Consider the following 13,050-nt stretch of genomic DNA (forward strand, 5'->3'; position numbering starts at 1 on the left):
CGATCTGCTCCGGCGTCGATCCCCGCGCGGGAGCAGGACTCTACAGGGGCGGCACCCGCCCCGCCACCGTGCGGCGCACGCTGTCCACGGGCGCGGCATGGTGCGGTGCAGCGTTGACAGTGGGCTCTGGTATACAGCACACTCGCACCGTTCCAAGGGGGGCCCCGCGCCGGGGCTGAGATTTCGCGAATCCGGGCGGCACGCCCGGCGCCGCGATGACCCTTCGAACCTGATCCGGGTCATACCGGCGAAGGGATCGGAACCCGTGCGCTCCCGGCACGTCACGTCGCCGCCGCACCCGTCTCCTAGCTCTAACCCCGGCTCTCGTTGAAAGCGCAAGCTGAACGGAGAACCGCATTATGCTGGACGAAGCCTCGACGTCCTCCCTGAAGGTCACCACCGGGCCCCTGCCGCATTCGCGCAAGGTGTTCGTCCCCGCCGCCCGTCCGGACGTGCGTGTCGCCATGCGCGAGATCGCGCTCACCGATCCCGCCGAGAAGCCGCTGCGGGTGTACGACACCTCCGGTCCCTATACCGATCCCGAGGCGGTCATCGACCTCACCCGCGGCCTTGCGCTGCTGCGCGCCCAGTGGATCCGCGAGCGCGGCGACGTGGAGGAGGTGGAGGGCCGGGCCATCAAGCCCGAGGACAACGGCCTGAAGGCCGGCCAGACCTCGTCGCTGCCGCAGTTCGACCTCTCCGGCCGCAAGCCGCTGCGCGCCAAGGCCGGCAAGCGCCCGACCCAGATGGCCTACGCCCGGGCCGGCATCATCACGCCGGAGATGGAATATGTGGCCGCGCGCGAGAACCTCGCCCGCGCCAATGGCGGCGCCCACCCGCACCATCAGGCCATGGGCCTCGGCGCGGCCATCCCCGCCGAGATCACGCCGGAGTTCGTGCGGCAGGAGGTGGCGCGCGGCCGCGCCATCATCCCCAACAACATCAACCACCCCGAAACCGAGCCGATGGCCATCGGCCGGAACTTCCTCGTCAAGATCAACGCCAACATCGGCAATTCGGCCGTGACCTCGGGCGTGGCGGAGGAGGTGGACAAGCTGGTGTGGGCGACCCGCTGGGGCGCCGACACGGTGATGGACCTGTCCACCGGCAAGAACATCCACACCATCCGCGAATGGATCATGCGCAACTCGCCGGTGCCCATCGGCACCGTGCCGCTGTATCAGGCGCTGGAGAAGGTGAACGGCATCGCCGAGGACCTCACCTGGGAGATCTTCCGCGACACGGTGATCGAGCAGGCCGAGCAGGGCGTGGACTACATGACGGTGCACGCCGGCGTGCGCCTGCCGTTCGTGCCGCTCACCGCCAACCGCGTCACCGGCATCGTCTCGCGCGGCGGCTCGATCATGGCCAAGTGGTGCCTCGCGCACCACAAGGAGAGCTTCCTCTACGAGAATTTCGAGGAGCTGTGCGAGATCCTCGCCCAGTATGACGTGGCCTTCTCGCTCGGCGACGGCCTGCGCCCCGGCTCCATCGCCGACGCCAACGACGCCGCGCAGTTTGCCGAGCTCGAGACGCTCGGCCAGCTCACCGAGATCGCCTGGAAGCACGATTGCCAGGTGATGATCGAGGGCCCTGGCCACGTGCCCCTGCACCTCATCCGCGAGAATGTGGAGAAGCAGCTGAAGGTCTGCCACGAGGCGCCGTTCTACACCCTCGGCCCGCTGGTGACGGACATCTCCCCCGGCTACGACCACATCTCCTCGGCCATCGGCGCGGCGATGATCGGCTGGTTCGGCACGGCGATGCTCTGCTACGTCACGCCGAAGGAGCACCTGGGCCTGCCGGACCGCGACGACGTGAAGGCCGGCGTCATCTCCTACAAGATCGCAGCCCACGCCGCCGACCTCGCCAAGGGCCATCCGGCGGCGCGGCTGCGGGACGACGCGCTCTCGCGCGCCCGCTTCACCTTCCGCTGGCGCGACCAGTTCGCGCTCTCGCTGGACCCGGAGACGGCCGAGCGCTTCCACGACGAGACGCTCCCCGCCGAGGGCGCCAAGGTGGCGCACTTCTGCTCCATGTGCGGGCCGAAGTTCTGCTCCATGAAGATCTCGCAGGAGCTGAAGCTGGAGGCCGGCGACATCGCCCGCGCCGAGGCGGACAATCTCGCCTCCGCCGGCATGGCCGAGATGGCGCAGAAGTTCCGCGACGGCGGCGGCCTCATCTACACCCCCGCGCCCGACGTGGCGCCGCCCCCGCCGGCCGCGGCCGAGTGAGGGCAGGGACGGGACGAATGGAGAGGGCGGCCGCAGGGCCTCCCTCTCTCGTTCGGGGCGGGAGAAGAGCCGGCAGGAGGCCCGATAGGTCTGGCGGGCGCCGGAGGCTCAGCCGTTCCGTATGGCCTCCACCGTGGCGAGAACCTGTTCCAGCGCGGTCTCCGGCGTCGCGCGGGCCCAGTCGGGCATCTGGTGGCGGAAGAAGGTGTCCTGCCGCTTGGCGTAGCGGCGCGTATCCGCCTGCCCCTCGGCGATGGCCTCGCCGAGGCTGATCTCGCCGGCGAGGTGGCGGGTGAGGGCGGGGGCGCCATGGGCCTTCAGGATGGTCCGGTCCGGCCTCAGGTGGCGGGCGGCGAGGCGGCGGACCTCCTCCAGCGCTCCTTCCGCCATCATCGCCTCGAACCGCGCGTCGATGCGCCGGCGCAGGAGGGCGCGATCGACTTCCAGCACGAGGCGGACGCAGGCGTCCGGGTCCAGCACCGGCAGCTGGGCGTCGCGCTGCCATTCGGAGAGGGGGCGGCCGGTGGCGGCTTCCACCTCCAGCGCGCGCAGCACCCGCTGGCGGTCGTTCACCTCGATCCGGGCGGCGGACGCGGGGTCCCGCGCGGCAAGCCGGGCATGGAGCGCCGGATTGTCGAGATGCTCCGCCGCGCCCCGCACGGTGGCGCGCACCGCTTCCGGAATGGCGGGAATGTCCGCCAGCCCCTGCGTCAGCGCGCGGAAATACAGGCCGGTGCCGCCCACGAGGATGGGAAGCTGCCCCGCTTCCCGCGCATGGGCGAGCGCGGCCGAGGCGTCGCAAACCCAGTGGCCGACGGAATAATCGCTGTCGCCGTCCACGTGGCCGTACAGGCCGTGGGGTGCCCGCGCGGCCTCCGCGACGGTCGGCCGCGCGGTGAGCACCCGAAGATCGCCATAGACCTGCATGGAATCTGCATTCAGCACGATGCCGCCGAGCCGTTCCGCGAGCGCGAGGGCAAGCGCCGACTTGCCGCTGGCGGTCGGACCTGCGATGAGCACGGCCGACGGCTTCTTTCCTCCGACCTTTGATGCTTCCATGGCCTATGTCGCGACGTTGATTTCCAATCCATCTGCCCCGGCTTTGACGCGCGAGGCAATCCATGATGCGCGCCTCGTGCTGCCCGAGGCGCAGGACCCGGTGGTGCTGGCGCCCGAGGTGGCGGTGGACATCCACTTCGCCCCGGAGCTCGGCGCCAATGCCCGCGCCATCGCCGACGCGGTGCGCGAGGCGCTCGGCGCCGCCCCCATCGACGTGGTGGTGCAGCTGGAGGCGGCGCGGCGCAAGCGCCTGTTCCTCGCCGACATGGATTCCACCATGATCGGGCAGGAGTGCATCGACGAACTGGCCGACCTCGTGGGCGTGAAGGCCCATGTGGCCGCCATCACCGAGCGCGCCATGCGCGGCGAGATCGCGTTCGAGCCGGCCCTGCGCGAGCGGGTCGCCCTCTTGCGTGGCCTGCCGGCGAGCGTGGTGGCCGACGTGCTGCGCGACCGCATCGTGCTCACGCCCGGCGGCCCCGAGCTGGTGGCCACCATGAAGGCCAACGGCGCCTATACCGCGCTTGTCTCCGGCGGCTTCACCCTGTTCACCGGCGCCATCTGCGAGCGCATCGGCTTCCACGAGCACCGCGCCAACACGCTGCTGGTGGACGAGGAGCGCTTCGTGGGCGCGGTCGCCGAGCCGATCCTCGGCCGCGACGCCAAGTTCGCCGCGCTGGTGGAACTGCGCGACCGCATGCATCTCGCCCCGTCCGAGACCATGGCGGTGGGCGACGGCGCCAACGACCTCGCCATGCTAGACGAGGCGGGCATCGGCGTCGCCTATCACGCCAAGCCCGCGGTCGCCGCTGCCGCCCACGCCCGCGTGGACCACGGCGACCTCACCGCGCTGCTCTACATGCAGGGCTACACCCACGCGGAATTCGTCACGCCCTGAGCGAAGAGCAAACGGGGCGGCGCCTTGCGCTTCCCCCGCCGAAGAACGGGGCGGCGCATGTGCCGCTCCGCTCAGGTCACCTCGGGAAGAGACGGGCCTGTCTGGCCCGCCTCAGTTCAGCGGGATGGTGACGAACTCCTGCCGGCCGTCGCCGTCGGAGACCAGCAGCAGGGCCGAGCGCTTGCCCTGCTTGCGCAGCGCGTCGATCTGCTTCTCCACGTCGGTGGGGCTCGCCACCGCCTCCTGGCCCACCTGGACGATGACCTGCCCCGCCTTCAGCCCCTTGTCGGCGGCAGGTGACGAGCGGTCCACGTCGGTGACGACCACGCCCGAAATCTCGCTCTTGATGCGGTAGCGCTTGCGCAGCTCGTCGCTCATGGCGGACATCTCGATGCCCAGCGCCTTCTTCGGAGGTGCCTTCTGGGCGTCGGAGGCGGCCTTGGCCTCGGGCTTGTCGTCGTCGGGCATGCGCGCGACCTTCACGCGCAGCTTCTCTTCCTTGCCCTTGCGGATCACCACCACGTCCACCTCGGTGTCGGCCATGGTGTCGGCCACCGAGCGGGTGAGGTCGCGCACCTCCTTCACGTCGCGGCCGTTGAAGCGGACGATGACGTCGCCGGCCTTGATGCCGCCCTGCGCCGCCGGCCCGTTCTCCGACACCACGCCGATGAGCGCGCCGCGCGGCTTGCCGAGGCCGAGGCTCTCGGCGATGTCCTCGGTGACCGGCTGGATGCGCACGCCGATCCAGCCGCGCCGGACCTCCTTGAACTGCTGCAGCTGGGCGATCACCGGCTGGGCGGTGGCGGAGGGCACGGCGAAGCCGATGCCGATGGAGCCGCCGGAGGGGGAGATGATGGCGGTGTTGATGCCGATCACGTCGCCTTCCATGTTGAACAGCGGACCGCCGGAATTGCCGCGGTTGATGGCGGCATCGGTCTGGATGAAGTTGTCGTAGGGCCCCGAGTTGATGTCGCGGTTGCGGGCGGAGACCACGCCGACCGTCAGCGTGCCGCCGAGGCCGAACGGGTTGCCGATGGCCATCACCCAGTCGCCCACCCGCAGCTTTTCCGAATCGCCGAACTTGACGGCGGTGAGCGGCTTTTCCGGCTTCACCTTCAAGAGCGCGATGTCGGTCTTGGTGTCGCGGCCGATCAATTCGGCCTTAAGCTTCGAGCCGTCGTTGAAATTGGCGAAGATCTCGTCGGCGTCGGCGATCACGTGATTGTTTGTGACGATGTAGCCCGACGGATCGATCACGAAGCCCGAGCCCAGCGAGGACACGCGGCGGGAGCGGTTCTCCGCGCCGTCGTCCTGCCGGCGCTTGAAGAACTCGTCGAAGAAATCCTCGTAGGGCGAGCCGGGCGGGGCCTGCGGCGCCGGCACCTGGCGCGAGGGCGCCACGTTCTGGGCGGTGGAGATGTTGACCACCGCGTCCATCACCTTCTCGGCCACGTCGGCCACCGTGTCCGGTCCCTTGCCGGGGGCGGCGGCGAGGGGGGCGGGGCCGGCGAACGCGCCGAGCGCGACCGCCGCCGCGAGCGCCAGCGCGGGCAGCCGGAAGCGGGCGGGGGAGGGATACGGATGGGCCATGGCTCTCCTCGAAGCGGCGACGGGTACCCGGAGGCTGCGCCCGCGCTGGTGCGGGCGCAAGGGGCGGCTGGTCACGTTTGCGGCGGGCCGGGCGAGGCTCCCGCAGGACACAGCCAGACGCGGCCCAAGCTCACGGGGGCAATGCGGCCAAAACGCGACCGGCGCCCGTTGGGGCGCCGGCTGCTGGTGTTCTGCCTGCCCGGCCGGGCGCCGATGCAGGTCACAGTCCGCGGACGAGGAACACGAGAAGCACGCCCACCGCGCCGACGCCGAGGCCGGCGAGGCGCATGGGCGTCTCGGGTGCATGCAGCACCGCCCGCATGGCCTTGCGCCAGGCCACCGGGAAGGCGGCAAGGCACAGGCCCTCGATGGCCAGCATGAGGCCGAGTGCGGCGAACAGATCCTTCATGCCGCGCCCGGCCTCTCGCTCAGTTGCCGGTGGCCGGGGCGGCCGTCGCCGGGCGGGCCGCGCCCGCCGGGTCCTGGAAGTAGCGGAAGAAGCTAGAGTCGGGGCTCAGCAGCATCCGCGTGTCGCTTGCCTTCAGGCTGCTCTCGTACGCCTGCATGGAGCGGTAGAACGAGAAGAAGTCCGGGTCCCGGCCGAACGCATCGGCGAAGATGCGGTTGCGTTCCGCGTCGCCTTCACCGCGCAGCTGCTCGCCCTTGGAGTTGGCCTCGGCGAGGACGATGGCCGCCTCGCGGTCGGCGCGGGCCCGCAGGCGCTGGGCGGCCTCGTTGCCCTGGGCGCGGATCTCGGCCGCCTCGCGCTGGCGCTCCGTCTGCATGCGCTGGAACACCGCCTGGCTGTTGGCCTCCGGCAGGTCGGCGCGGCGGATGCGCACATCCACCACGGTGATGCCGAAGTTGGCGGCCTCGCGGTTCACCTGCTCGCTGATCTGGCGCATCAGGTTCTCGCGCTGGTCGCGCACCACGGCGGTGAAGGCGTTCTCGCCGAGCACCCGGCGCAGGGCCGAGTTCAGCACGGTCGAGAGGCGGTAGTTGGCGCTCTGCACCGTCCCCACCGACTGGTAGAACCGCAGCGGATTGGTGATGCGGTAGCGCGCGAAGGCGTCCACCACCAGGCGCTTCTGGTCGGAGGCGATCACTTCCTGCGAGGGGTTCTCGAGGTCGAGGATGCGGTTGTCCAGATAGACCACGCTGTCGATGAACGGCATCTTCCAGTGCAGGCCCGGCGTGGTCACGGGGGCGAGCGGCTCGCCGAGCCGCAGCACCAGCGCCTGCTGGGTCTGGTGGACGATGAACGCGGCCGAGTAGATCAGGACGAGGGCGGCGACGCCCAGGACGGCGAGCACGCCGCCGAGAACGGGATTTCTCATCGCGCGGCTCCCTGGGGCTGGGCGGCCGGCGCAGGGGCGCGGCGCAGCATGTCGTTGAGGGGCAGGACCGGCACGACGCCCTGTCCGGTACGCGTGGCGGGCTGGTCGACCACCACCTTGTCGAGGCCGCCGAGCACGCGCTCCATGGTCTCGAGGTACATGCGCTCGCGCGTCACGACCTTCGCCTTCTGATATTCGTCATAGATCTTGAGGAAGCGGGCGGCCTGGCCGCGGGCCTCCACCACGGTGCGCTCGCGATAGGCCTGGGCCGAGTTCTCGATGCGGGACGCCTCGCCGCGCGCCTCGGGCAGCACCCGGTTGGCGTAGGTCTGGGCCTCGTTCTGGGCGCGCTCGGCGTCGGCGCGGGCGGCCTGCACGTCGCGGAAGGCGTCGATGACCTGGCTGGGCGGGTCGACCTTCTGCATCTGCACCTGCGTGATCTGCACGCCGGCCTTGTAGCCGTTCAGCACCGACTGCATGAGTTCCTGCACGCCGGTCTCCACGTTCTGGCGGGCGCCGGTGAGGATGGGCTGGATGTTGGTGCGCCCGATCACCTCGCGCATGGCGCTCTCGGCCACGGCCTTGATGGTGCCCTCGGGGTTCTGGACGTTGAACAGATACTGCTCGGCGTCCGAGATGCGCCAGAACACGGCGAAGTCCACGTCGACGATGTTCTCGTCGCCGGTGAGCATCAGGCTCTCCTCCGGCACGTCGCGCATCACCGAGGTGCCGCGGCGCGTGTCCTCGCCCACCCGCATGCCGATGTTGATGGTGTTGATGCGGGTGACGGTGGGCAGGAGCACCGTCTCGATCGGGTAGGGCCAGTGATAGTTCAGGCCGGGCTGGGTCTTGCCCACGTACTGGCCGAAGCGCAGCACCACGCCCTGCTCGTCGGGCTTCACCACGTACCAGCCGGACATCAGCCAGCCGAACACGACCAGCGCGATGATGACGGCGATGCCCTTGGCCCCGAACGAGCCCGGCATCATGGTGCGCAGCCGGTCCTGGCTGCGGCGGATGAGATCTTCAAGGTCTGGCGGCGTCGGTCCCGATGAAGAGGGCCCCGAACCCCAGGGCCCGCGCGGCCCGTTACCCCATGGGCCGCCACTCTGATTCTTCCACGACATCCGTCGTCTCCCGTGGGCGGTGCCGGCAATTCGGCACGCGCGTCGCTCCCGAGCCGCAACCGGCCCCCGCGGGGCGCTCCCCGCCGGGCAGCCGGTTCCGACAAGCGAACCCTTCCGGGGGAGGCAGCCGGGCGCCGGACCGAAATGCGCGCGCCTCAACGTGCCCCGCCGGGTCGGGCGGTTATAGGAAACCGCGCGCCGCCTTTCAACGCGACGCGCGGTCAGCCTTGTTCGCAGATAGGGTCGCGTTTCCGCTTACGCAACGGGAGGGATGGCCGCAGGCATGCGGTCTCCCACCACCTGCGCGCGGGCCGCAGTCGCCACGCCTCGGTAGTGATCGAGGACGAACAGGCGGATGGCCGACGAAAGATTGCCCTGGGTACGGGCGGAATCGATGGTCGCCACGAGATCGGACAGGGTGAGCCGGCGCGAACCCGCGATCTCCTTCAGGGCTTCCCAGAAGGCGTCTTCCAGACTGACGCTGGTCTTGTGGCCGGCGATGACGATTGATCTCTTAACCACGGGGCTTTTCATGTTCTTCCCTCTCGGTCAGGGCATGGCCATCCAAGTTGCGCCGCTGCCGCTCGCGCTCGTCTTCCTGCCGGAGGCGCTCGTCCTTGGTCCGTCCGAATCGGATCCGGTTTTCCGAGGCCGTCACCTCTGCCGCCCGACGGGCCCGCGCCTTGCGCGCCCGATGAAGATTGACCACGTCGCCCAACGCTGTCCTCACCTTGTCGCCGGTTTCCTCCGCGCGGCGGCCGGTGGTTGTTGTACGGCCGGCGCACCGCGTCAGGCCCACGAGCCCGGAAGTAATTTATACCTCAAGGCACGCCCAAGATATGGCTAAAACCGGGAGAGGTAACATCCGCCGGCTACCGCCCTGGAATTATTTTAGCCAGCAGGCGCGCTCCCCCATCGGGGCCGAGCTGTGCTATGAGCCGCGCGCCCCGCGAGACACGGAGAAGCCACGGCGATGAGCACCCGCATCGAGACTGATACTTTCGGCCCAATCGAGGTCGCAACCGACCGCTATTGGGGGGCGCAGGCGCAGCGTTCGCTCGGCAACTTCAAGATCGGCTGGGAGAAGCAGCCGCTGCCGGTGGTGCGCGCGCTCGGCATCGTCAAGCGGGCCGCGGCGGAAGTGAACCGGGACCTCGGCCGGCTCGATCCCAAGATCGCCGACACCATCGTCGCCGCGGCGCAGGAAGTGATCGACGGCAAGCTGAACGACCACTTCCCGCTCGCCGTGTGGCAGACCGGCTCGGGCACCCAGTCCAACATGAATGCCAATGAAGTGATCTCCAACCGGGCCATCGAGATGCTCGGCGGCGAGATGGGCTCCAAGAAGCCCGTCCACCCGAACGATCACGTCAACATGAGCCAGTCGTCCAACGACACCTATCCCACCGCCATGCACATCGCCTGCGCGGAGGAGATCGTCCACCGGCTCATTCCCGCGCTGAAGCACCTGCATGCCGCGCTCGCGGTCAAGGTCGAGGCGTGGTCCGGCATCATCAAGATCGGCCGCACCCACACCCAGGACGCCACCCCGCTGACGCTCGGCCAGGAGTTCTCCGGCTATGCCCAGCAGGTGGAGAACGGCATCAAGCGCATCGCGATCACGCTGCCGGCGCTGATGGAGCTGGCCCAGGGCGGCACCGCCGTCGGCACCGGCCTCAACGCCCCGATCGGCTTCGCCGAGCAGGTTGCGGCCAAGATCGCCAGCATCACCGGCCTCGCCTTCACCTCGGCGCCCAACAAGTTCGAGGCGCTGGCCGCCCACGACGCCATGGTGTTCTCGCACAGCGCCATCAACACGGTGGCGGCCTCCCTGTTCAAGATCGCCAACGACATCCGCCTGCTCGGCTCGGGCCCGCGCTCGGGCCTCGGCGAGTTGTCGCTGCCGGAGAACGAGCCCGGCTCGTCCATCATGCCGGGCAAGGTGAACCCCACCCAGTGCGAGGCGCTCACCCAGGTTTGCGTGCAGATCTTCGGCAACAATGCCGCGCTCACCTTCGCCGGCAGCCAGGGCCACTTCGAGCTCAACGTCTACAACCCGGTGATGGCCTACAACTTCCTGCAGTCGGTGCGGCTGATGGCCGACGCGGCGGTGTCCTTCACCGACAATTGCGTGGTCGGCATCGAGGCCCGCGAGGACAACATCAAGGCGGCGCTGGAGCGGTCGCTGATGCTGGTCACCGCGCTGGCCCCGAAGATCGGCTACGACAACGCGGCGAAGATCGCCAAGACCGCCCACAAGAACGGCACCACCCTGCGCGAGGAGGCCGTGGGCGGCGGCTACGTGACGAACGAGGAGTTCGACGAGGTGGTGCGCCCGGAGAAGATGATCTCCCCCGGCTGATCGGTCTTCGCCCGAAGCGGCGGGCTCCTTCAGCGGGCGGCGCGGCGCGGAGCGCCATTCCGCTCGCCGGAGGGTTCCCGCCATGTTCCATGCGAGCGGCGTTCGATGCGGGCGGCGGCACCCGGCAGGGTTGCCGCCGCCGGCATTTTCGGGACTCCTTCCCGGATCGCGCGGCACGGGCGAAGGTTCGTGGCGCCGGCAGGGCAGGGGGATGGAATGGCGGGCCTCACCGAGATCGACATCGCGGCGCTCAATCCCACGCAGCTGACGCTGGGACTGCAGGAGGTGGAGCGGCGCGCGGCGCGGATGCGCGAGCTGTCGCCGCGGGACCTGCGCGCGCTCAAGGAGAGCAAGCCGGTCCCCTTCGTGATCGGGCCGAAGCGCCGGCTCTACATGATCGACCATCACCACCTGTGCCGGGCGCTGATCGCCATCGGCGACGGGACCGTGCTCCTGGGCGAGCCGCGCGCCGACTGGTCGGACCTCGATCCGAAGGCGTTCTGGCACCGCATGGAGACGGAGGGCCTGTGCTGGCCCATCGACGTGGACGGCAACCGCCGCCCGTGCGTGAAGATCCCCCGCCACGTCAGCGAGCTCACCGACAATCCGTGGCGCACGCTGGCCCGCGGCGTGCGCGGAAAGGCCTATGCCAACGAGGACACGCCGTTCCAGGAATTCATGTGGGGCAATTACTACCGCTCCTTCATGACCACCCGCCTGCTCGAGACCGACATCGAGCTGGCCGAGAAGCTGGCCATCAAGGTTTCGCTGCTGGACGAGGCGCAGGATCTGCCGGGCTATCTCGGCCGGTGAGGAGGTTTCGTCCCGGATCGGTCCGGGACCTTTCTCGACCTTTGCCGTGTTATAAGCACGCCGCTGCCACGCTGCGGCGACAGGGAAGGGGCCACCATGTCTATCGTGCTTCGTGAATTTGCCCGCCTCAGGGCGCCGCTGTTCGCCGTGCTCGCCGGCCTGATGCTCGCCGGCTGCGGGATCAACGTGATTCCCACCGAGGAGGAGCGCGCCAAGGCGGCATGGAGCGAGGTGCTGAACCAGTACCAGCGCCGGTCCGACCTCATCCCCAACCTGGTGGAGACCGTGAAGGGCTACGCCACCCAGGAGAAGGACGTGCTGACCTCCGTGGTGGAGGCCCGCGCCAAGGCCACCTCCATCAAGGTGGATGCCTCGACCATCACCAATCCCGAGCAGTTCAAGCAGTTCCAGGACGCGCAGGCGGGCCTGTCCAGCGCGCTCGGCCGGCTGATCGCGGTCTCCGAGGCCTATCCGGACCTGAAGTCCAACCAGAACTTCCTGGCGCTGCAGTCGCAGATCGAGGGCACCGAGAACCGCATCGCGGTGGCGCGGCGCGACTATATCGAGGCGGTGCGGGTCTATAACACCGAGCTGAAGACCTTCCCTGGCGCCTTGTGGGCGGCGACCCTCTATCGCGCCTACAAGCCCATGGAGACCTTCACCATCTCCGAGCAGCAGATGCAGGTGCCGAAGGTGAAGTTCAACTGAGGAGGCCCGCCGTGCCGGGTCCGCTCGTCCAGAAGTCCGCGCAGCCGGCTGCGGCCGTGCTGCGCGTGGCGGTGCTCGCGTTCGTGGCGCTGGCCCTGCTGGCGGGGGCGGCGTGGGCGGAGCTCACCTTCCCCGCGCTCACCGGCCGGGTGGTGGATGCCGCCCATGTGCTCGACCCGGCGACCCTTGCCGCGCTCGACGCCAAGCTCGCGGCGCAGGAGGCGAAGGCCACCGACCAGCTTGTGGTCGCCACCGTGCCCTCGCTGCAGGGCACGTCGGTGGAGGACTATGCCAACCGGCTGTTCCGCCACTGGCAGCTCGGCCAGGCGAAGAAGAACAACGGCGTCCTGTTCCTCGTCGCCCCCGCCGAGCGCAAGGTGCGCATCGAGGTGGGCTACGGGCTCGAGGGCATCCTCACCGATGCGGTGGCCTCCACCATCATCCGCAACGCCGTGGTGCCCGCCTTCAAGGCCGGCAACATGGCGGCCGGCGTCGTCAAGGGCACCGATGCCATCCTCGAGGTGCTGAACCTCGACCCGGACGAGGCGCGCGCCCGCGCCCGCCAGCTGGAGCAGCCGGGCATGAGCGAGGAGGAGGTGGACAACCTCATCTTCCTCGCCGTGATGGTGATCTTCTGGGCCTACATCATCTGGCGCGTCACCCGCGGCGGGCGGGGCGGGGGCGGCGGCTCGGCCGCGCGGCGCCGGCGTGGCGGGGCGCTGGGCGGCGCCACCGCCAGCAGCTGGGACTGGGGCACGAGCTCCGGCGGCTGGTCCGGCGGCTCCTCCTCCGGCGGCGGCTGGTCTGGCGGGGGCGGCGGCTCCTCGGGCGGCGGCGGCGCGTCGGGAGATTGGTGATTCCTGCCGACGGCCGACGGCTGCGTGCGCCATGGTGGCGCGGGCGGATTGATCGTGACGCCGTG

13 protein-coding genes and 1 riboswitch are annotated in these 13,050 nt (G+C 69.7%); of the genes, 6 read left to right on the top strand and 7 right to left on the bottom strand.

Features of this window, described 5'->3' with window-relative positions; translation table 11 throughout:
* Positions 1-145: 145 nt before the first annotated feature.
* Positions 146-274, top strand: a riboswitch (TPP riboswitch).
* 85 nt (positions 275-359) lie between these two features.
* Complete coding sequence (thiC, locus tag V5F49_RS19200) at positions 360-2,234, top strand: phosphomethylpyrimidine synthase ThiC (RefSeq protein WP_394117934.1); 1,875 nt, start codon at positions 360-362, stop codon at positions 2,232-2,234.
* 108 nt (positions 2,235-2,342) lie between these two features.
* On the opposite strand, the gene miaA is transcribed toward thiC, so the two are convergent.
* Entirely contained in the window at positions 2,343-3,293 is a 951-nt protein-coding gene (gene miaA, locus V5F49_RS19205) for a tRNA (adenosine(37)-N6)-dimethylallyltransferase MiaA (protein ID WP_394117935.1), read from the bottom strand.
* Between miaA and serB the strand changes: the two genes are divergently transcribed.
* Positions 3,292-4,191, top strand: a complete 900-nt coding sequence (gene serB / locus V5F49_RS19210) for a phosphoserine phosphatase SerB (protein ID WP_394117936.1) — start codon at positions 3,292-3,294, stop codon at positions 4,189-4,191. The two genes, miaA and serB, sit on opposite strands and share 2 nt — an antisense overlap.
* Before the next feature lie 111 nt (positions 4,192-4,302).
* Here the strand turns inward: serB and V5F49_RS19215 are convergent, their stop codons facing one another.
* From V5F49_RS19215 to V5F49_RS19240, 6 genes are all read right to left on the bottom strand, one after another.
* A complete protein-coding gene (locus V5F49_RS19215) occupies positions 4,303-5,781 on the bottom strand; it encodes a DegQ family serine endoprotease (protein ID WP_394117937.1) in 1,479 nt (492 codons plus the stop codon).
* A gap of 220 nt (positions 5,782-6,001) precedes the next feature.
* Positions 6,002-6,190: a DUF2065 domain-containing protein gene (locus V5F49_RS19220; protein WP_394117938.1), complete on the bottom strand. Its 189-nt coding sequence runs from the start codon at positions 6,188-6,190 to the stop codon at positions 6,002-6,004.
* 19 nt (positions 6,191-6,209) lie between these two features.
* Entirely contained in the window at positions 6,210-7,118 is a 909-nt protein-coding gene (gene hflC / locus V5F49_RS19225) for a protease modulator HflC (protein ID WP_394117939.1), read from the bottom strand.
* Positions 7,115-8,245 carry an FtsH protease activity modulator HflK gene (gene hflK / locus V5F49_RS19230; RefSeq protein WP_394117940.1) on the bottom strand — a complete coding sequence of 377 codons (1,131 nt, stop codon included), beginning with the start codon at positions 8,243-8,245 and terminating at the stop codon, positions 7,115-7,117. The genes hflC and hflK overlap by 4 nt, the downstream gene beginning before the upstream one ends.
* Positions 8,246-8,500: 255 nt before the next feature.
* The gene (locus V5F49_RS19235; RefSeq protein WP_394117941.1) at positions 8,501-8,779 is read right to left on the bottom strand and encodes a ribbon-helix-helix domain-containing protein; all 279 of its coding nucleotides are present in this window, start codon (positions 8,777-8,779) and stop codon (positions 8,501-8,503) included.
* Positions 8,760-8,954 (bottom strand): DUF4169 family protein, encoded by a 195-nt coding sequence (locus V5F49_RS19240; protein ID WP_394117960.1) that lies wholly within the window; start codon positions 8,952-8,954, stop codon positions 8,760-8,762. The genes V5F49_RS19235 and V5F49_RS19240 overlap by 20 nt, the downstream gene beginning before the upstream one ends.
* A 264-nt stretch (positions 8,955-9,218) precedes the next feature.
* On the opposite strand from V5F49_RS19240, the gene fumC reads away from it, so the two are divergent.
* From fumC to V5F49_RS19260, 4 genes are all read left to right on the top strand, one after another.
* A complete protein-coding gene (gene fumC, locus V5F49_RS19245; protein WP_394117942.1) occupies positions 9,219-10,607 on the top strand; it encodes a class II fumarate hydratase in 1,389 nt (462 codons plus the stop codon).
* 216 nt (positions 10,608-10,823) lie between these two features.
* Complete coding sequence (locus V5F49_RS19250; protein ID WP_394117943.1) at positions 10,824-11,420, top strand: ParB-like protein; 597 nt, start codon at positions 10,824-10,826, stop codon at positions 11,418-11,420.
* 96 nt (positions 11,421-11,516) lie between these two features.
* On the top strand, positions 11,517-12,128 hold the full coding sequence (locus V5F49_RS19255) for a LemA family protein (protein WP_394117944.1): 612 nt from the start codon (positions 11,517-11,519) through the stop codon (positions 12,126-12,128).
* An 11-nt stretch (positions 12,129-12,139) separates the two neighbouring features.
* On the top strand, positions 12,140-12,985 hold the full coding sequence (locus V5F49_RS19260) for a TPM domain-containing protein (protein ID WP_394117945.1): 846 nt from the start codon (positions 12,140-12,142) through the stop codon (positions 12,983-12,985).
* Positions 12,986-13,050: the final 65 nt, after the last annotated feature.

This window comes from Xanthobacter lutulentifluminis (assembly GCF_043194675.2).
Taxonomy (GTDB): domain Bacteria; phylum Pseudomonadota; class Alphaproteobacteria; order Rhizobiales; family Xanthobacteraceae; genus Xanthobacter.

Bases quoted from the DNA above. Each gene is read 5' to 3' on its own strand.
- V5F49_RS19220 (WP_394117938.1), bottom strand. From the start codon at position 6,190: ATGAAGGATCTGTTCGCCGCACTCGGCCTCATGCTGGCCATCGAGGGC.
- fumC (WP_394117942.1), top strand. From the start codon at position 9,219: ATGAGCACCCGCATCGAGACTGATACTTTCGGCCCAATCGAGGTCGCA.
- V5F49_RS19215 (WP_394117937.1), bottom strand. From the start codon at position 5,781: ATGGCCCATCCGTATCCCTCCCCCGCCCGCTTCCGGCTGCCCGCGCTG.
- V5F49_RS19250 (WP_394117943.1), top strand. From the start codon at position 10,824: ATGGCGGGCCTCACCGAGATCGACATCGCGGCGCTCAATCCCACGCAG.
- thiC (WP_394117934.1), top strand. From the start codon at position 360: ATGCTGGACGAAGCCTCGACGTCCTCCCTGAAGGTCACCACCGGGCCC.
- hflC (WP_394117939.1), bottom strand. From the start codon at position 7,118: ATGAGAAATCCCGTTCTCGGCGGCGTGCTCGCCGTCCTGGGCGTCGCC.
- serB (WP_394117936.1), top strand. From the start codon at position 3,292: ATGGCCTATGTCGCGACGTTGATTTCCAATCCATCTGCCCCGGCTTTG.
- hflK (WP_394117940.1), bottom strand. From the start codon at position 8,245: ATGTCGTGGAAGAATCAGAGTGGCGGCCCATGGGGTAACGGGCCGCGC.
- miaA (WP_394117935.1), bottom strand. From the start codon at position 3,293: ATGGAAGCATCAAAGGTCGGAGGAAAGAAGCCGTCGGCCGTGCTCATC.
- V5F49_RS19255 (WP_394117944.1), top strand. From the start codon at position 11,517: ATGTCTATCGTGCTTCGTGAATTTGCCCGCCTCAGGGCGCCGCTGTTC.
- V5F49_RS19235 (WP_394117941.1), bottom strand. From the start codon at position 8,779: ATGAAAAGCCCCGTGGTTAAGAGATCAATCGTCATCGCCGGCCACAAG.